This is a genomic window from Enterobacter sp. N18-03635 (assembly GCF_004006055.1).
Classification (GTDB): domain Bacteria; phylum Pseudomonadota; class Gammaproteobacteria; order Enterobacterales; family Enterobacteriaceae; genus Enterobacter; species Enterobacter vonholyi.
On the sequence record NZ_CP034769.1, the window covers coordinates 3,374,518 to 3,392,062 of the forward strand.

General features: G+C 61.4%; 13 protein-coding genes. 1 reads left to right on the forward strand and 12 read right to left on the reverse strand.

Features of this window, described 5'->3' with window-relative positions:
• Positions 1 to 19: 19 nt before the first annotated feature.
• From iolB to ELK40_RS16795, 10 genes are all read right to left on the reverse strand, one after another.
• Positions 20 to 844, reverse strand: a complete 825-nt coding sequence (gene iolB / locus ELK40_RS16750; protein WP_127731927.1) for a 5-deoxy-glucuronate isomerase — start codon at positions 842 to 844, stop codon at positions 20 to 22.
• Positions 845 to 853: 9 nt separating this feature from the next.
• On the reverse strand, positions 854 to 1,744 hold the full coding sequence (gene iolE, locus ELK40_RS16755; protein ID WP_127731929.1) for a myo-inosose-2 dehydratase: 891 nt from the start codon (positions 1,742 to 1,744) through the stop codon (positions 854 to 856).
• An 11-nt stretch (positions 1,745 to 1,755) separates the two neighbouring features.
• Entirely contained in the window at positions 1,756 to 3,660 is a 1,905-nt protein-coding gene (gene iolC, locus ELK40_RS16760) for a 5-dehydro-2-deoxygluconokinase (RefSeq protein WP_127731931.1), read from the reverse strand.
• Positions 3,661 to 3,672: 12 nt separating this feature from the next.
• Positions 3,673 to 4,806, reverse strand: coding sequence for a Gfo/Idh/MocA family oxidoreductase (locus tag ELK40_RS16765; RefSeq protein WP_127731933.1), 1,134 nt, complete (start codon positions 4,804 to 4,806; stop codon positions 3,673 to 3,675).
• 8 nt (positions 4,807 to 4,814) lie between these two features.
• Positions 4,815 to 5,843, reverse strand: a complete 1,029-nt coding sequence (locus tag ELK40_RS16770; RefSeq protein ID WP_008502116.1) for an ABC transporter permease — start codon at positions 5,841 to 5,843, stop codon at positions 4,815 to 4,817.
• Positions 5,844 to 5,854: 11 nt separating this feature from the next.
• Positions 5,855 to 7,402, reverse strand: a complete 1,548-nt coding sequence (locus tag ELK40_RS16775) for a sugar ABC transporter ATP-binding protein (protein WP_025912800.1) — start codon at positions 7,400 to 7,402, stop codon at positions 5,855 to 5,857.
• A gap of 54 nt (positions 7,403 to 7,456) precedes the next feature.
• Positions 7,457 to 8,386: a sugar ABC transporter substrate-binding protein gene (locus ELK40_RS16780; RefSeq protein ID WP_127731935.1), complete on the reverse strand. Its 930-nt coding sequence runs from the start codon at positions 8,384 to 8,386 to the stop codon at positions 7,457 to 7,459.
• Between the two features lie 31 nt (positions 8,387 to 8,417).
• Complete coding sequence (gene iolG / locus ELK40_RS16785; RefSeq protein WP_127731936.1) at positions 8,418 to 9,404, reverse strand: inositol 2-dehydrogenase; 987 nt, start codon at positions 9,402 to 9,404, stop codon at positions 8,418 to 8,420.
• Positions 9,405 to 9,693: 289 nt separating this feature from the next.
• Entirely contained in the window at positions 9,694 to 11,619 is a 1,926-nt protein-coding gene (gene iolD / locus ELK40_RS16790) for a 3D-(3,5/4)-trihydroxycyclohexane-1,2-dione acylhydrolase (decyclizing) (protein ID WP_127731938.1), read from the reverse strand.
• 11 nt (positions 11,620 to 11,630) lie between these two features.
• A complete protein-coding gene (locus ELK40_RS16795; protein WP_127731940.1) occupies positions 11,631 to 13,136 on the reverse strand; it encodes a CoA-acylating methylmalonate-semialdehyde dehydrogenase in 1,506 nt (501 codons plus the stop codon).
• Between the two features lie 292 nt (positions 13,137 to 13,428).
• On the opposite strand from ELK40_RS16795, the gene ELK40_RS16800 reads away from it, so the two are divergent.
• On the forward strand, positions 13,429 to 14,259 hold the full coding sequence (locus ELK40_RS16800) for a MurR/RpiR family transcriptional regulator (RefSeq protein WP_008502123.1): 831 nt from the start codon (positions 13,429 to 13,431) through the stop codon (positions 14,257 to 14,259).
• Positions 14,260 to 14,315: 56 nt separating this feature from the next.
• On the opposite strand, the gene guaA is transcribed toward ELK40_RS16800, so the two are convergent.
• On the reverse strand, positions 14,316 to 15,893 hold the full coding sequence (gene guaA / locus ELK40_RS16805; protein WP_127731942.1) for a glutamine-hydrolyzing GMP synthase: 1,578 nt from the start codon (positions 15,891 to 15,893) through the stop codon (positions 14,316 to 14,318).
• A gap of 67 nt (positions 15,894 to 15,960) precedes the next feature.
• On the reverse strand, positions 15,961 to 17,427 hold the full coding sequence (guaB, locus tag ELK40_RS16810; protein WP_008502128.1) for an IMP dehydrogenase: 1,467 nt from the start codon (positions 17,425 to 17,427) through the stop codon (positions 15,961 to 15,963).
• Between the last annotated feature and the right edge of the window lie 118 nt (positions 17,428 to 17,545).

Genomic DNA, 17,545 nt, shown 5'->3' on the forward strand with positions numbered 1-17,545 from the left:
CCACCCGGCAAAAATAGCCTCAGTGCCCGCTATCCCCGGGATAATCGCGATTAATCCACGCGTGGTCCTCCTCCCAGGTGAACATCCATTTGCGCACCGGCCCGGCCATCACGTTGAGGTAGTAGCTGTCATACCCGGCCATCGTCGCCACCGGGTGGTAGCCCTTCGGCACCATCACCACGTCACGGTTATAGACCGCCATACACTCATCCAGCGTTCTGTCGTCGGTGTAGACGCGCTGCATGCAGAACCCCTGCTCCGGGTTGAGGCGATGGTAGTAGGTCTCCTCCAGATAGGTTTCCTGCGGCGGGTTATCCGTGTCATGCTTGTGGCTCGGGTACGAGCTGGTGCAGCCCTCGTTAGTCCAGACCTCCACCACCAGCAGGCTATCGGCGGGCCTGTCTTCCGGCAAAATGTTGTGCACATAGCGCTGGTTGTGACCTTTGCCGCGCGCTTCACCGTCGATATCCTGCGGCGCAATCAGCCGCGTCGGATACGTGCCCTTGCCAGGCGCGGCGCAGACCGCCAGCTCAAGCTTCGTCAGCGCCTTCACCTGCACCGTCTCCTGCGGGGTGACGTACACCACCCACGGCTTGATGCGCTCGAACGGGCTCATTCGCCCGCCAATGTCGGTAAACTGCGCGGAGGGCGTGCTGATGGAGGCGCGTCCGGCGACCAGCACCAGACAGCGCTCTTCGCTGACGGCGGGCAGCGTCAGCGTCTGCCCCTCCTGCAGCTCATACGCCTCAAAGCCGACATATCCCCACCCTGCGCTTTCCGGCGTGACGGACTGGGTGCGTCCCTCCGCGTTCGGCTGTTGCCAGCGTGATAGCAAACGTGACATGTCGCCTCCTCAGATAAGCCCGGCGTCGCGCGCCAGGCGGCTCAGGTTGTTGTACCCCAGACGGGCGTAGGTAAGCGGATGGGCAATGGCCGGATCCTGCTCCGCCTCGACCACCAGCCAGCCGTGATAGTCCTGCGCCTTCAGCAGCTGCATAATCGGCGGATAATCCACGCAGCCATCGCCCGGCACCGTAAACACGCCGCTCAGTACCGCATCAAGGAAGCTGGTTTTACGGTTTTTCACGTCCGCCAGCACGTCGGCACGCACGTCTTTGCAGTGAACGTGGTTGATACGCGACGCCCAGCGCTGCGCCACCGCCAGCGGATCGGCCCCGGCAAAGGTCAGATGGCCGGTATCGAGTAATAGCCCCACCGCGTCGCCGGTGTGGGTCATCAGGTTGTCCACGTCGTCGGCGGACTCAATCACCGTGCCCATATGGTGATGATAGGCAATCTGCACGCCCTGCTGCTGGGTGTAGCGGGCAAATTCGGTAAGCTTCTCACCGTACTCCTTCCAGCGTGACTGCGGGAAGCGCGGGCGCAGATGCACCGGGGTCTGCTGCTCGCCGTGAATGCAGCCGCTCACTTCCGCAAAGACCAGCACCTTCGCCCCCAGCTCGCGCAGCAGCGCCAGGTGGGACTGCACGGCGGCGATCTCCTCCTCCACGCTGCGCTCCAGCAGGCGGCCGGAATACCAGCCGGAGACCAGCTGCAGGTCGTGGCGCTGCAGGATGGGGCCGAGCAGGCGCGCTTCGCGCGGGAACTTATTGCCCAGCTCGAAGCCGGCGAAACCGGCCTCTTTACCTTCACTCAGGCAGGTCTCCAGCGACGTCTCTGCGCCCAGAGAAGGCAGATCGTCGTTCGTCCACGTCAGCGGGTTAATGCCCAGTTGTACACTCATTGTCTTCTCCATTATGCGTGTCCGCGCTCGCGCCACCAGGCGATAAGCTGCAGGTAGTTGTCCCTGATGCGCGCCACCAGCTGCGCATCGTCAATATCGTGTTTCAGCCACGCGCGGGAGGCATCGCCAAACAGCGTGCGCCCTACGGCGAAGCCTTTCACCAGCGTCTGACCCGCTGCGGCTTTAAAGTCAGCGCGCAGCTGTTCCGCCGGGGCGTCCAGGCCGAGGATCACCACTCCGCGGCAGTGCGGGTCCCGGCGTTCGATAATCTCGCTCAGCGCCGTCCAGCCGTCGGCGGAGAGCGGCGGCAGCTTCCACCAGTCCGGGTAAATGCCGAGGTTGTAGAAGCGGGAGATAGCGCGCAGGTAGAGCTCGTCGCTGCGCGGCATGGTCGCGGGCAGGATCACCTCCAGCAGCAGCTCGTGCCCGGACCGGCAGCAGGCGTGGTACACCTCGGCAATTTTCTGCTCCTGCTCCAGGCGCAGGCCGTGGGCGTCTTCCGGATGGAAAAAGACCAGGCATTTCACCACGTGCTCCTGCGGCCAGCTGATGAGCTGGGTGCCGATGTTGCCATGCTCCATCTCCAGCGGACGCGAGCCCGGCAGCTCAATGGGGCGGCCAATCCACCACCCTTCGCCGGTAATGGCGTTCAGCGCGTCCTGACCAAAGGTGCCGTCGCACAGCAGACCGGCTTTGCCCTCCAGCCCGGCGCGGCTCGCAGCCTCGCGGCTGGCCTGCAGGATCAGCTGCTTCAGCGCCGGAATGCGCTTAAGCGACGCGCCGCACTGCATCGCCATATCCTCAAGCTGGCTGCGGTGGTCGAAGGCCATCACGCACAGCTCCGGCCACTCGCGGCGTCGGGTGGTCACCCGGTGGAGATGGTTAAGACGCGGGTCGAGATCCGGGCGCGGCACATCTGCAGCGCGCGAAAGATAGTCATCCAGCTCGATTTTGCTCGGCATCGCCGGGGCGCAGCCGTGGCGCGAGACCACCAGCGCGCCGCAGGCGTTGGCGTAGCGGCACGCCTGCTCCCAGCCCTCGTCGTTCAGATAGCCGCGCAGCAGGCCGGACATAAACGCGTCCCCCGCGCCGAGGACGTTCAGCACCTCCACGCGCACGCCGGTCACCGTCAGGCCGTCGTCCAGCCGGGACGGAATGGCGTCGGTATAGACCGAGCAGCCGAGCGCGCCGCGTTTGCAGACCAGCGCTGCGTCACTGACTGCACGCACCTGCCCCAGCGCCTGCAGGGTATCCGTGCTGCCGCCCGCAATGTGAAACTCCTCCTCGGTGCCGACAATGACGTCGAAGAGGTGCAGTACCTCCTGCAGCTCGCGGGTGACCTTATCGGCGGCGATAAAGCGCGTTTCGCCGTCGCCTAAGGCGGTGAGCCCCCACAGCACCGGACGGTAGTCAATGTCCAGCACCGTCCGGACGCCGTGACGGCGGGCATAGCCCAGCGCCGTCAGCACCGCCTCGCGGGTCTGAGGATGAGAAAGGTGAGTCCCGGTGATGGCAAGACACCGTGCGGAGGCAATGTAGCTTTCGTCCACATCGCTGGCCGTAATGGCCATATCCGCGCAGTTATCGCGATAAAAAATCAGAGGAAAGGTGTCCCGGTCTTTAATGCCGAGTAGCACCAGCGCCGTGAGGCGGTCTTTATCTGTAATCAGATGGCTGGTATCGCAGCCCACCTGGTTGAGCTCTTCGCGCAGGAAGCGGCCCATATGTTCATCGCCGACGCGCGCCAGCATCGACGAGCGCAGGCCCTGGCGCGCGGTGCCGTACGCCACGTTGCCGGACGAGCCGCCGAGGTATTTGGCGAAGCTCGACACATCCTCCAGACGGGCACCAATCTGCTGACTGTAGAGGTCTACCGCCACGCGGCCCATGCATATCACATCAAACTGCTTTTCCACGTTGATACCTCATCAGACAATGTCGTTCACGTTCAGCCAGCGGCCTTCCCGGTGCGAGAGCGCGATTGCATCCAGCACGCGCGATACCTTCCAGCCCTCTTCGAAGTCCGGCCACATCGGCGCGTCGGCGGCAATCCCGTCCACCAGATCGCGCACCTCCACCGTTTTTTGATCGTTAAAGCCAATCCCGTGGCCCGCGCCCATGCAGAACGCGGCGTAGTCCGGGTGAGCGGGGCCGACGAGCAGCGTGCGGAACCCCTGACGGTTAACCGGATCGTCATGCAGATAGAGCTTCAGCTCCGCCATGCGCTCCTGGGTGAAGCTGATAGCGCCTTTCGTTCCGGTTATCACATATGACAACCCCATTTTGCGGCCGCAGGCGACACGGGAGGTTTCAATCACCCCCTGCGCCCCGCCCGCGAAGCGCACCATTGCGTGGGCCTGATCCTCGTTTTCGACGGCAATCATGTCCGACGCTCCGGCCTTCGCCGGGCGCTCCGGGACCACGATCTTCAGATCGCCGCAGACCTGCTCGATATCCCCCACCAGGTACTGAGCCATGTTGACGATGTGCGCCGCGAGGTCGCCCAGCGCCCCCAGCCCGGCGGTCTCTTTAAAGCAGTGCCAGTGAATAGGCGACAGCGGGTCGGCCATATAGTCTTCGTTGTGGGTGCCGTAGAAGTGGATCACCTCGCCTATCTCGCCGCGGGCGATAATCTCCTTCGCCAGCTGCGCCGTCGGGTTCTTCATGTAGTTGAACCCCACCAGCGTTTTCACCCCGGCCTGCTTCGCGGCGTCAACCATCTCCCGCGCGTCGTGGGCGTTCAGCGCCAGCGGCTTCTCCGAGTAGACGTGCTTGCCGTGGCGGATCGCCTCCAGCGCCATCTCTTTATGCAGATGGTTGGGTGAGCAAATATCCACCACGTCAATAGCCGGGTCGGCCACCAGCGCCCGCCAGTCGCCGGTGGAGCGGTTGAAGCCAAACGCCTGCGCGCGCTCTGCCGCCAGCTCCGGCGTGACTTCAGCCACCATCTCGCGCACCAGCCTGCCGCGCAGGTTGAACACCGTTGGGGCCTGGGCATAGGCGATAGCGTGCGCCTTGCCGATATACCCGGTGCCAATTAATCCAATACGAACCTCTTTCATCGTGATCCTCACAGTGCGCCGCGACGGCTCTTGGCGTAGGTGTCAAACGCCACCGCCAGAACGATAATTAATCCGGTGATAATTTGCTGGTAGTAGGCCGAGACGTTCATCAGCACCAGGCCGTTAATCAGAATCCCCATGATGATGGAGCCGATAATGGTGCCGCCGATGCGCCCGTAGCCGCCCATCAGCGAGGTACCGCCGATCACCACCGAGGCGATGACGCGCAGCTCAAAGGAGATCCCGGCCACCGCCTCGGCGCTCCCCAGACGCGCGCTCAGGATGAAGCCCGCCAGTCCCGCCAGACAGCCGATCAGCACATAGACGCTGACCAGCACGCGCTTGACGTTCACCCCCGCCAGGCGCGCCGCCTCCGGGTTACCGCCGATGGCGTAGACGAAGCGGCCCCAGCGGGTTTTATGCAGCGCCAGATAGCCGCCGAGGGCGACGATGGCGAAGATCCAGATCGGAATGGAGATGCCGAGCAGCTCCCCGCGCCCCCACCAGCGGTAGCCCTGATCGAAACCGGCAATCGGCGCGCCGTCGTTGATCACAAGCGTCAGGCCGCGCCAGATGGTCATCCCGCCGAGGGTCACGATGAACGGCGGCAGGCGCAGGCGTGTTACGCCCAGACCGTGCAGGAAGCCAATCGCCGTGCCCATCGCCAGACAAATCCCCAGACCAATCAGCCAGCTCATGCCGCCCCAGGCGTTCGGGTCGACGGTGGTGAAGTTGTCGCCCTTAATCACGTACGCCGCGGTCATGGCGCAGACCGCCAGAATGGAGCCGACGGAAAGGTCAATCCCGGCGGTCAGGATGACAAAGGTCATCCCCACGGCCATGATCCCGTAGATGGAGACTTCGGTCAGGATGTTGAAAATATTGCGTTCAGAGAAAAAATTACTGTTCTGCGACTGGAAGAAGATCAGCAGCAGGATCATGAAAATCAGCACCCCGAAGCGCTCGAAGAAGGCGATGGGATCGATGCGTCCGGCGCGTTTGACCGGGGCCTGCGTTTTAGAAATCATCTGCGTCATGAGAAACTCCGTTATGCCGCGTTCAGGGCGTTGTGGTTGATGGCCATCATCGTCATCAGCCGTTCTTCGTTAGCGTCGTCACCGTGGATCTCGCCGGTCACTCGCCCTTCGCTCAGGGTGATGATCCGGTCTGACACCGCCATCACTTCAGGCAGATCGGAGGAGATCACGATCACCGCCACGCCCTTTTTCGCCATGTCAAACAGCACCTGGTGCACTTCTGATTTGGTCCCCACGTCAATGCCGCGCGTCGGCTCATCTACGATCAGCACCCGCGGGTTGAGCGCCATGCAGCGCGCGAGGATCACCTTTTGCTGGTTACCGCCGGAGAGCTTGCGCACCTCCTGCGCGCTGTTGACCATTTTGATCTGCAGCGCCTTGCGGTAGGACTCGATCAGATCGTCCTCTTTGCGGGTGTTCACGAACCAGCGCCACTGCAGCAGCGAGGAGAGGCAGGAGAGCGACAGGTTGTCGCGAATGGACAGCCCCAGCACCGCCCCCTCTTTTTTGCGGTCTTCCGGCACCAGCGCCACGCCCTGATCGAGCGCATAAAGCGGGTCGCGCGGCTGGTACGGCACGCCGTCCAGTTCAAAGCTGCCCGAGGTAAAGGCATCTGCGCCAAACAGGCAGCGGGCCACTTCGGTGCGCCCTGCGCCCACCAGTCCGGCAATGCCTAAGACCTCCCCGGCGTGAACGTGGAAGCTGATGTCGTGCAGGGCGATGCCGTGCGGATCCAGCGGCGGCTTTTCGCGGCTCAGTCCCTTCACCGCCAGGCGGACGGGTTTGTCTTCATGATGCGTTTCGCTGGCGGGACGACGGTTAAAGGCCACGTCACGACCGACCATCAGGCGGATCAGCTGTTCGACGTTGGTCTCCGCCACCGCGCCGGTGCCGGTGAAGCGGCCGTCCTGGAAAACGGTGAAGCGATCGCAGAGCTGGAAAACTTCGTGCAGACGGTGGGTAACGTAAATAATGCTTACGCCGCGGTTTTTAAGCTCCCGCACCACGCGATGCAGGCTTTCCACCTCGCTGTCGCTCAGCGCGGCGGACGGTTCGTCCATAATGATCAGCCTGGCGTTGAGGGTCAGCGCCCGGGCGATCTCCACCATCTGCTGCTGGGCAACGCTCAGACGGGCGACAGGCGTGGTCGGCGCAACGTTCAGCTGCAGATAGTCGAGAATGACCTGCGCTTCCTGATTAACCGCCTTTTCGTCGACGATCAGGTTGCGTTTACGCGGCTCGCGCCCGAGAAACATGTTTTCCGCGACGGTCATGTTGGGCAGCAGATTAAATTCCTGATAGATGGTGATAATGCCCTTGTTCTGGCGCTCCACCGGGGAGTCGTCCACCGGCAGCGTTTCGCCGTTGAACCAGATATCCCCGCGGGTTTGCGGCTGCGCCCCCGCGAGCGCCTTCAGCAGCGTGGATTTACCCGCCCCGTTTTCCCCCAGCAGGGCGTGGATCTCGCCCGCGCCGACGGTCAGCTGGGCGCTGCTTAACGCCCAGACGCCGGAAAAGCTTTTTGCCAGGTCGGTCACTTTCAGTAAGGGTTGCGACATCGGTCTGCTCCTCCTTTAGAGTGAGCCGCCGCGCCAGCGGCGGCTGCGGATAAATCAGTTACCGGCCTCACCGATACGCTCAGCCTGCTGCAGGTTCTCTTTAGTGATCAGCGTCGGCGGGTAGTCGGCCCCGGTGATGGCTTTCTTCTCGCGCACGTTGGCCACCAGCTGGCTCATCGCCGTCTGCACCGCAAAGCCCGGACGCTGGTCCGCCGTCACCGCCAGCCAGCCGTCGCGCACGCGGGCCAGCGCTTCCGGTACCGCGTCAAAGCCTGTGACCAGAATTTCGCCCGGCTTCACGCCCTGGCTCTGCAGCGCTTCGATCGCCCCCAGCGCCATGTCGTCGTTAGCGGAGAGGATCACCTGCGGGCGTTTCGGCAGCGAGGGCAGCACGCTTTCCACGATGCGCATCCCTTCAGAACGCATCCAGTTGCCGGTCTGATCGGCGACAATCTTGTACTTATCCCCGCCCGCCTTCAGGCTGTCGCGGATCCCTTTGGTGCGTTCGATGTTGGAGGAGGAGCCCGGCTGGCCGGTCAGCAGAATGATCTCCGCCCCGTCGGGGAATTTGGTTTTAACGAAGTCGCCAATCGCCTGGCCGCCCTTGTAGTTGTTGGCGCCAAAGTGCGGCACCTTCTTCTGGCTGTCGACGGAGCGGTCAAGGGTGACCACCGGCAGCTTCGCATCCTGAATTTCATCCACCGCGCTGGAGACCGCGTTCACGTCGTTCGGGGAGACGATAAAGCCCTGCGCGCCGCGGGTGATGGCGTTTTCCAGGTCAGCCACCTGCTTCGGCGAACTGCCCTGCCCGTCCAGTACCTGAAGCTTCACGCCCATCTCTTTTGCGGCTTGCACCGCCGTGCGCTGCATGTGAACTTCAAACGGCATGGCCAGGTTTGGCGTACTGAAAACGATTTGCTCGTTTTCGGCGAGGGCGGCCCCGGACGTCATGGCGATGAGGGCGGCTACGATCAGTTTTTTCATTATTATGTCTCTCTGTGTAGGGTTGTGGTGTTTAGAGGACGATCTCGCGCTGGCTGCGCAGTGACTCCAGCGCTTTATCCGCGAGGTACAGCGCACGTTCACCATCATCGCCGCTGCAGTCAGGCACCGCTTCGCCGCGCAGGACCGCGACAAAGTGTTCCCATTCCGCGGCGTAAGCGGATTTGTAGCGCTGCAGGAAGAAGTGTTCCGGCAGCGCGCTGGTGCAGCCCTGTTTGCCGTAGTGCTGCACCTGGTTTTCCAGAATGTTGCCCGCGCACAGCAGCCCTTCAGAGCCGTGCAGCTCCAGGCGCTGGTCGTAGCCGTAAGATGAGCGGCGGCTGTTGACGATGGTCGCCATCGCGCCGGAAGCGTATTTCAGGACGATAAACGCAGTATCGATGTCCCCCGCCTCGCCAATCGCCGGATCCACCAGGTTACTGCCCTGGGCATACACCGACACCGGCTCTTCGCCCATGATGAAGCGGGCCATGTCAAAGTCGTGAATGGTCATATCGCGGAACATGCCGCCGGAAACGCGCACGTACTCCGCAGGCGGCGGAGACGGGTCGCGGGAGATGATGAGCAACGATTCCGGTTTGCCGATGCACCCGGCCTGCGCGTCGGTTTTCACGCGGCGGAACTGCGGATCAAAGCGGCGGTTAAAGCCGATAAACAGCGGCACGTCATACTCTTTTACCACCTTCAGGCAGTCGCGCACGCGGGCGAGGTCGAGGTGGACCGGCTTTTCGCAGAAGATGGCCTTGCCGTGGCGGGCGGCCATTTCAATCAGGTCCGCGTGGGTATCGGTGGCGGAGGCGATCAGCACGGCGTGAACGTTAGGGTCGGTCATCGCTTCATCCAGGCTCTGCTGGCGGGCCTGATACTGCGTGGCGAGACGGGTGGCAAATTCCTGATTCGGGTCAACCACGGACCAGAGCGTGGTCGCGCCGTGGCTGGCGATGTTAGCTGCATGTACCTGGCCAATTCGGCCAGCGCCCAGTAAAGCAATGTTAAACATAACGGCTCCCGGTGTTGGTGAATGCTGTGAACTAACGACCCTATAAATAAAACATTTATTTCATTTTTATAAATAGTGAAAATTATGTTTTTGAGTGCGGGTTAACACTTTTGAGATGAATGAGATAAATTTTGTTATCAATCTCACAACATGGCGGGAGGGATGTCCTCGCCATTACAAAGGGGCGAGGGAGAAAAAACCGCACCGATCCGTCCCCTCTCCCTGTGGGAGAGGGTTAGGGTGAGGGGAAAACAAAAATGAAATGAAAATTTCGTTACGAAGAGAAAACTCAATACTGCCGGGCTTTTTTCACCTGCGCCTGCGTTTGCTCAGCGGCCTCACGCACGGCAGACGATTCCGCCACCTGCGCATCACCGGTTCGCCACCAGGAGGCGTAGTCGTGGGTCATGGTCTTCGGCAGCACCTTGATGTCCAGCAGCGTCGGGCCCGGATGGGCGCGTGACGCCTCCAGCGCCGCCAGCAGGCTTTGCTCGTCGTGCACCCGCCACGCGCGGCAGCCGTAGCTCTCCGCGTTTTGCGCAAAATCGACCTTCACCAGCGGACCGTCAAGCCGTCCGGTTTCCGGGTTGCGATGGCGGTTTTCCGTGCCAAAGCTGCCCATACCGTGCCCCATCTGCAGGTTGTTAATGCAGCCGAAGCTGGCATTATCAAACAGCAGAACGGTGACCTTAATGCCCTCCTGCACCGCGGTTTGCAGCTCGGAGTGCAGCATCATGTAGGAGCCATCCCCCACCATGGCGTATACCGGCTGCTCGGGTCGGGCAAGCTTCGCGCCGATGGCTGCCGCAATCTCGTAACCCATGCAGGAGTAGCCGTACTCCAGGTGATAGCTGTCCGGCGTTTTGACCTGCCAGAGGCGCTGTAAATCGCCCGGCAGCGAACCGGCCGCGCCCACCACGATGGCGTTATCTTCCACATGCTGGTTGATCAGCCCCAGCACCCGCGTCTGGGTCAGGCGGGTATTGAGCGTCTTGCCGTACTCCGCCAGCTGCGTATCCAGGTGCCCCGCCACTTCGGGTGCGTCGTCCGGACGCCACTGGCGATCCCACAGGCGACGGCACTCGTCGCGCCAGGCGGATTTCGCCTCAGCGATCGCCTCTCCCCAGCCGCTGCGGTAATCACCGAGCGCGTGGGTCAATGCCTGGAGTCCGGTTTGAGCGTCGGCAATCAGCGCCGTAGCGTCCAGCTTCAGAGCGTCAAACTCGGCCACGTTCAGTAGCAGAAATTCGACGTCCGGATGGGAAAAGAGCGCCTTGGAGCCGGTGGTAAAGTCGGTCAGGCGCGTGCCGATGCCAATCACCAGGTCAGCCTGCGGCGCGAGCTGGTTGGCCGCCATTCCGCCCGTCACCCCTACGCCACCGAGGTTAAGTGGGTGGTCACTTACCAGCGCCCCCTTTCCGGCCTGAGTTTCGGCAAACGGCAGCTGCAGCGTCTCGACAAAGTCGCGAAACGCCTCATGCGCGCCGGAATAACGCACCCCGCCGCCGCACACCACCAGAGGGCGACGCTTGCGGGCGATCAGCGCCCGCGCCTGCGCCAGACGCTGCGGATCGGGCGGACGACGCTCGATGTGGTGCACGCGACGCGCAAAGAAGCTTAGCGGGTAATCCCACGCTTCCCCCTGCACGTCCTGCGGCAGGCAAATCGTCACCGCACCGGTATCTGCCGGGTCAGTAAGCGTTCGCATCGCGCTAAGCATTGCGCTCATCAGCTGCTCGGGACGGTAGATGCGGTCCCAGTAGCGGGAGACCGGACGGAAGCAGTCGTTGGTGCTGATGCTGAGATCGTGATACTGCTCGATCTGCTGCAGCACCGGGTCCGGCTGGCGGCTGGCATAGATATCGCCCGGGAGCAGCAGCAGCGGGATGCGGTTCGCCGTGGCGGTTGCCGCGGCCGTGACCATATTGGCGGCGCCCGGCCCGACGGAGGAGGTGACGGCAAATATGCGCTGACGACGGTGCTGTTTGGCAAATCCCGTCGCCATATGGGCGATGCCCTGCTCGTTGCAGCCCTGCATCACCTGCAGATGGCCGGGATCCTGCTCCAGCGCCTGGCCGATACCCAGCACGTTGCCGTGTCCAAAGATGGTGGCGACGCCCTCCACGAAGGGCGTTTCGTTGCCATCCACGCTAACGTACTGTTGATTAAGGAACCGGACCAGCGCCTGGGCCATGGTCATACGTTCGGTTTGCATAACGCCTCCTGTCAGCCCAGCGTCGGCATGGAGAACGCAGCGCCTGTCTCCTGCTGCATTTCCGGCCAGCGCGCGGTGATGGTTTTCATTCGGGTGTAGAAACGCACGCCGTCGCTGCCGTGGACGTTGAGCGCGCCGAAGATGGAACGCTTCCAGCCGCCGAAGCTGTGGAATGCCATCGGCACCGGGATCGGCACGTTGACCCCCACCATACCCGCCTGCACCTCTTCGCAGAAGCGGCGCGCGCAGCCGCCGTCGCGGGTGAAGATTGCCGAGCCATTACCATATTCATGGCGGTTAATCAGGTCCACCGCGCTGGCGTAATCTGCTACGCGCACCACAGAAAGCACCGGGCCAAAAATCTCTTCTTTATAGATGGTCATCTCAGGAGTGACGTTATCGAACAGCGTCGGCCCGACGAAGTAGCCCTGCTCGTGCCCCTTCACGCTAAAGCCGCGTCCGTCAACGCGAAGCGTCGCCCCCTGCGCTTCCCCGCTGTCGATGTAGCCCAGCACCTTGCTGCGGTGCGCGGAGGAGATGAGTGGCCCCATTTCGTTTTCCGGCGACTGGTCCAGCCCCGGCCCGACGCGCAGCGCGGCAATCTGTTTTTCCAGCCGGGCGCAGAGGTCATCGGCGGTGTTATCGCCCACCGCCAGCACCACCGAGAGCGCCATGCAGCGCTCGCCCGCCGCGCCGTAGGCCGCGCCCATGATGGCGTTGGTCGCCATCTCCATGTCGGCATCCGGCATTAAAATGCAGTGGTTTTTCGCACCGCCCAGCGCCTGGCAGCGCTTACCGTGGGCGGACGCGGTCTGGTAAATGTATTCCGCAATCGGCGTGGAGCCGACAAAGCTCACCGCCTGCACGCGCGGGTCGGTCAGGAGCACGTCAACGGACTCTTTATCGCCCTGCACCACGTTGAAGACGCCGTCCGGCAGGCCGGCTTCTTTCAGCAGCTGCGCCAGCGCAAGCGCCAGAGAAGGGTCTTTTTCCGACGGCTTCAGCACGAAGGTGTTGCCGGTCGCCAGCGCAATCGGGAACATCCACATCGGCACCATCGCCGGGAAGTTAAACGGCGTGATCCCGGCGCAGACGCCGAGCGGCTGCATCAGCGAGTGGCTGTCGACGCCGGTACCGACGTTCGCCGAGTGTTCTCCCTTTTGCAGATGCGGGATGCCGCAAGCAAACTCCACCACTTCCAGGCCGCGGGTCAGTTCGCCCACCGCGTCGGAGAAGACCTTGCCGTGCTCTTCGCTGATGAGGCGGGCCAGGCGATCCATGTTCTCTTCAAGCAGCGCTTTGAAGCGGAACATCACGCGCGCGCGCTTAAGCGGAGCATGACGCGCCCACGCCGGAAACGCCTGCTGCGCGGCGGCAATCGCCTGCTCCGTTTCCTGTGCCGTACTCATCACCACCTGGCGGATCTGCTCGCCGGTGGCCGGGTTGAAGATCGCCTGTACGCGCTGGCCTGAACCGGTGACACATTCGCCGTGAATAAAATTCGCTACCGTCTCCATCCTTAACCTCTCGCTGTTGATACGTGACTGTTACCTGAACGCTGTGTACTGAACACTATATATGAAACAAATATTCCATTTTAAGTTGAAATAAAATAAATGATGATTATTGTGATCAAGGATGGATTTTTATGTTAACAGCCAGCACCACTGACGCCGCGTGCGCTATTAAGGAATTTCGGGCGAGGAAATGACTGAAGCTTCTGTTTCATTTTTGCTGCCAGATGGATGGCCGACATTTAAAAGACGCGGTTTTGCGTTTAGAATCATATGACTGTATTTGGGGGATAAGATGACGACAGCAACCAGCCTGAACGAACTGCAGCAGCAAATCCGCGATCGCTACGATAGCCTGAGCAAGAGGCTGCAGCAGGTCTCACGCTACGTGCTGGACAACACCAACAGCGTGGCGTTTGATACGGTTGCCGTCATTGCCGAGCGCGCCGACGTGCCGCCCTCGACGCTGATCCGCTTTGCCAACGCCTTTGACTTCACTGGCTTCAACGAAATGAAACAGCTGTTTCGCATGAACCTGGTAGAGGAGACCGCCAGCTACAGCGACCGCGCCCGGCTGTTCCGCGAGATGGAGAGCGAGGCCGTGCCGGAAACGCCGCTCGATATCCTGCAGGAGTTTGCCCGCTCGAACGCGCAGGCGCTGCAGCAGCTGGCCGCCCGCGCCGAGCCGGAGATGCTGGAGCGCGCGGTACAGCTGCTGGCCGACGCCGACACCATCTACATCGCCGGGCTGCGCCGCTCCTTTAGTGTCGCCGCGTATCTTACCTATGCCCTGAGCCATCTGGAGTGCCGCCCTATCCTGCTCGACGGCATGGGCGGGATGCTGCGCGAGCAGATCAGTCGCATTAAGGCGCGCGACATCGTGGTGTCGATCAGCTTCTCGCCGTACGCGGAAGAGACGGTGATGGTCAGCGAAACCGCCGCCAGCGTTGGCGCGCGGCAGATTGTGATTACGGACAGCCAGATAAGCCCGCTGGCGACGTTCAGCGATCTCTGCTTTGTGGTGAAAGAGGCGCAGGTGGACGCGTTTCGGTCTCAGTCGGCGACACTGTGCCTGGTGCAGTCGCTGGTGGTGGCGCTGGCGTATCGGTTGGGTGAAGGGAAGTGAGGAAAGAAAAACCCCCTGCATAGGCAGAGGGTTTTGGGGTTAGATCAGAGGGGGGATTATTCCCACTCAATCGTAGCCGGTGGCTTACCGCTGATGTCATACACCACGCGGGAAATGCCGTTCACTTCATTGATGATGCGGTTAGACACGCGGCCTAAGAAGTCATACGGCAGATGCGCCCAGTGCGCGGTCATGAAGTCGATGGTTTCCACCGCACGCAGGGAAACAACCCAGTCGTACTTACGGCCATCGCCCATGACGCCGACGGAGCGAACCGGCAGGAACACGGTGAACGCCTGGCTGACCTTGTTGTACAGGTCAGCTTTGTGCAGCTCTTCGATGAAGATCGCGTCCGCGCGACGCAGCAGATCGCAGTACTCTTTCTTCACTTCACCCAGCACGCGCACGCCAAGACCCGGGCCCGGGAACGGGTGACGGTAGAGCATGTCGTACGGCAGACCCAGTTCCAGACCGATCTTACGCACTTCGTCTTTGAACAGCTCGCGCAGCGGTTCAACCAGGCCCATCTTCATCTCTTTCGGCAGGCCGCCCACGTTGTGGTGAGATTTGATGACGTGCGCTTTACCGGTGGCGGAAGCCGCAGATTCGATCACGTCAGGGTAGATGGTACCCTGCGCCAGCCACTTCACGTCTTCCAGCTTGAGCGCTTCTTCGTCGAACACTTCCACGAACACGCGGCCGATGATTTTACGTTTGGCTTCCGGATCGTTCTCGCCTTTCAGCGCGTCCAGGAAGCGCTGCTCGCCTTCCACGTGAACGATGTTCAGACCGAAGTGGTCACCAAACATGTCCATAACCTGCTGGGCTTCGTTCAGACGCAGCAGACCGTTGTCCACGAAGACGCAGGTCAGGTTTTTGCCGATGGCGCGGTGCAGCAGCATCGCGGTCACGGAGGAGTCCACGCCGCCGGAGAGGCCGAGGATCACTTTGTCATCGCCAACCTGCTGGCGGATACGCTCAACGGCGTCGTCGATAATTTTTGCCGGGGTCCACAGGGCTTCACACTGGCAGATGTCGCGCACGAAGCGCTCCAGCATGCGCATACCCTGACGGGTGTGGGTCACTTCCGGGTGGAACTGCACGCCGTAGAAGCGTTTTTCTTCGTTCGCCATGATGGCAAACGGGCAGTTTTCGGTGCTGGCAACGGTCACGAAGTCAGACGGGATGGCGGTAACTTTGTCGCCGTGGCTCATCCACACGTCCAGCAGCGGTTTGCCGTCTGCGGTCAGGGAGTCTTCGATACCGCGCACCAGCGCGCTGTCGTTAACCACTTCAACCTGCGCATAGCCGAACTCGCGCTCGCTGGAGCCTTCTACGTGGCCGCCCAGCTGCATTGCCATGGTCTGCATACCGTAGCAAACGCCGAATACCGGCACGCCAGCTTCGAATACGTACTGCGGCGCGCGCGGGCTGTTCTCTTCGGTGGTGCTTTCCGGGCCGCCGGACAGGATGATGCCGCTTGGATTGAATTCGCGAATCTGTGCTTCCGTGACATCCCACGCCCACAGTTCACAGTAAACGCCCAGTTCACGCACGCGACGCGCCACCAGCTGAGTGTACTGAGAACCAAAGTCCAGGATGAGAATGCGATGTTTATGAATGTTTTCCGTCATTGACGCTAATTCCGAGGCAAGTGAAACAAAAACAGAGCGCCCGGCAGAAGCCGGGCGCGGAAATTAATCAGGAGCCCAGACGGTAGTTCGGGGACTCTTTGGTGATCGTCACGTCGTGAACGTGGCTCTCCTGGATACCCGCACCGCTGATGCGCACGAATTCCGCTTTAGTACGCAGCAGGTCAATGGTACCACAGCCGGTCAGACCCATACAGGAGCGCAGGCCGCCCATCTGCTGGTGAATGATCTCTTTCAGACGGCCTTTATAGGCAACGCGACCTTCGATACCTTCCGGCACCAGTTTGTCTGCGGCGTTATCGGTCTGGAAGTAACGGTCAGAGGAACCTTTGGACATCGCGCCCAGAGAACCCATACCGCGGTAAGATTTGTAAGAACGGCCCTGGTAGAGTTCGATTTCACCCGGGGATTCTTCAGTACCGGCCAGCATGGAGCCTACCATCACCGCAGCTGCGCCCGCTGCGATCGCTTTCGCGATGTCGCCAGAGAAGCGGATACCGCCGTCAGCGATAACCGGAATACCGGTGCCTTCCAGCGCTTCAACCGCGTCAGAGACCGCGGTGATCTGCGGAACGCCCACGCCGGTCACGATACGGGTAGTACAGATAGAGCCAGGGCCGATACCCACTTTCACCGCGCTGCAGCCGGCGTCAGCCAGCGCCCGAGCGCCTGCGCCCGTCGCCACGTTACCGCCGATGATCTGCAGGTCAGGGTATTTGGCACGGGTGTCACGGATACGCTGCAGAACGCCTTCGGAGTGGCCGTGAGAGGAGTCAATCAGCAGGACGTCAACGCCCGCTGCAACCAGCGCGTCAACGCGCTCTTCGTTACCGGCACCTGCGCCAACCGCAGCGCCGACGCGCAGACGGCCATGCTCGTCTTTACAGGCGTTAGGCTTACGTTCTGCTTTCTGGAAATCTTTAACGGTGATCATGCCGCGCAGGTGGAAGTTGCTGTCAACAACCAGCGCTTTTTCAACGCGTTTTTCGTGCATTTTTGCCAGCACCACGTCGCGGGTTTCACCTTCGCGAACGGTAACCAGACGCTCTTTTGGCGTCATGTACACGCTAACAGGCTGGTTCAGGTCAGTCACGAAACGCACGTCACGACCGGTAATAATACCAACCAGTTCGTTCTCTTCGGTCACCACCGGGTAACCGGCAAAGCCGTTACGCTCGGTCAGGGCTTTCACTTCGTGCAGCGTGGTGGTTGGCAGAACGGTCTGTGGGTCAGACACGATGCCGGATTCATGCTTCTTCACGCGGCGAACTTCTTCTGCCTGACGTTCGATGGACATGTTTTTGTGGATAAAGCCAATGCCGCCTTCCTGTGCCAGGGCAATAGCCAGGCGCGCTTCAGTCACGGTGTCCATTGCCGCAGAGAGCATAGGAATGTTCAGGCGAATGGTTTTCGTCAACTGCGTGCTGAGGTCGGCAGTATTCGGCAGAACGGTGGAGTGAGCGGGAACGAGGAGGACGTCGTCAAACGTCAGTGCTTCTTTAGCGATACGTAGCATGGGCAATATCTCTGACCTGGGTGGTTAAATATTGCCGTGGCATTATACAGAGCGTAACCGATTGCATCTACACTTTTTTATAAAAAAGCTTGCGATTGCCTCTCAGCAGGTTACTATC

Bases quoted from the DNA above. Each gene is read 5' to 3' on its own strand.
- ELK40_RS16775 (WP_025912800.1), bottom strand. From the start codon at position 7,402: ATGTCGCAACCCTTACTGAAAGTGACCGACCTGGCAAAAAGCTTTTCC.
- ELK40_RS16770 (WP_008502116.1), bottom strand. From the start codon at position 5,843: ATGACGCAGATGATTTCTAAAACGCAGGCCCCGGTCAAACGCGCCGGA.
- guaA (WP_127731942.1), bottom strand. From the start codon at position 15,893: ATGACGGAAAACATTCATAAACATCGCATTCTCATCCTGGACTTTGGT.
- ELK40_RS16780 (WP_127731935.1), bottom strand. From the start codon at position 8,386: ATGAAAAAACTGATCGTAGCCGCCCTCATCGCCATGACGTCCGGGGCC.
- ELK40_RS16800 (WP_008502123.1), top strand. From the start codon at position 13,429: ATGACGACAGCAACCAGCCTGAACGAACTGCAGCAGCAAATCCGCGAT.
- iolB (WP_127731927.1), bottom strand. From the start codon at position 844: ATGTCACGTTTGCTATCACGCTGGCAACAGCCGAACGCGGAGGGACGC.
- ELK40_RS16765 (WP_127731933.1), bottom strand. From the start codon at position 4,806: ATGAAAGAGGTTCGTATTGGATTAATTGGCACCGGGTATATCGGCAAG.
- iolG (WP_127731936.1), bottom strand. From the start codon at position 9,404: ATGTTTAACATTGCTTTACTGGGCGCTGGCCGAATTGGCCAGGTACAT.
- ELK40_RS16795 (WP_127731940.1), bottom strand. From the start codon at position 13,136: ATGGAGACGGTAGCGAATTTTATTCACGGCGAATGTGTCACCGGTTCA.
- iolE (WP_127731929.1), bottom strand. From the start codon at position 1,744: ATGAGTGTACAACTGGGCATTAACCCGCTGACGTGGACGAACGACGAT.
- guaB (WP_008502128.1), bottom strand. From the start codon at position 17,427: ATGCTACGTATCGCTAAAGAAGCACTGACGTTTGACGACGTCCTCCTC.
- iolD (WP_127731938.1), bottom strand. From the start codon at position 11,619: ATGCAAACCGAACGTATGACCATGGCCCAGGCGCTGGTCCGGTTCCTT.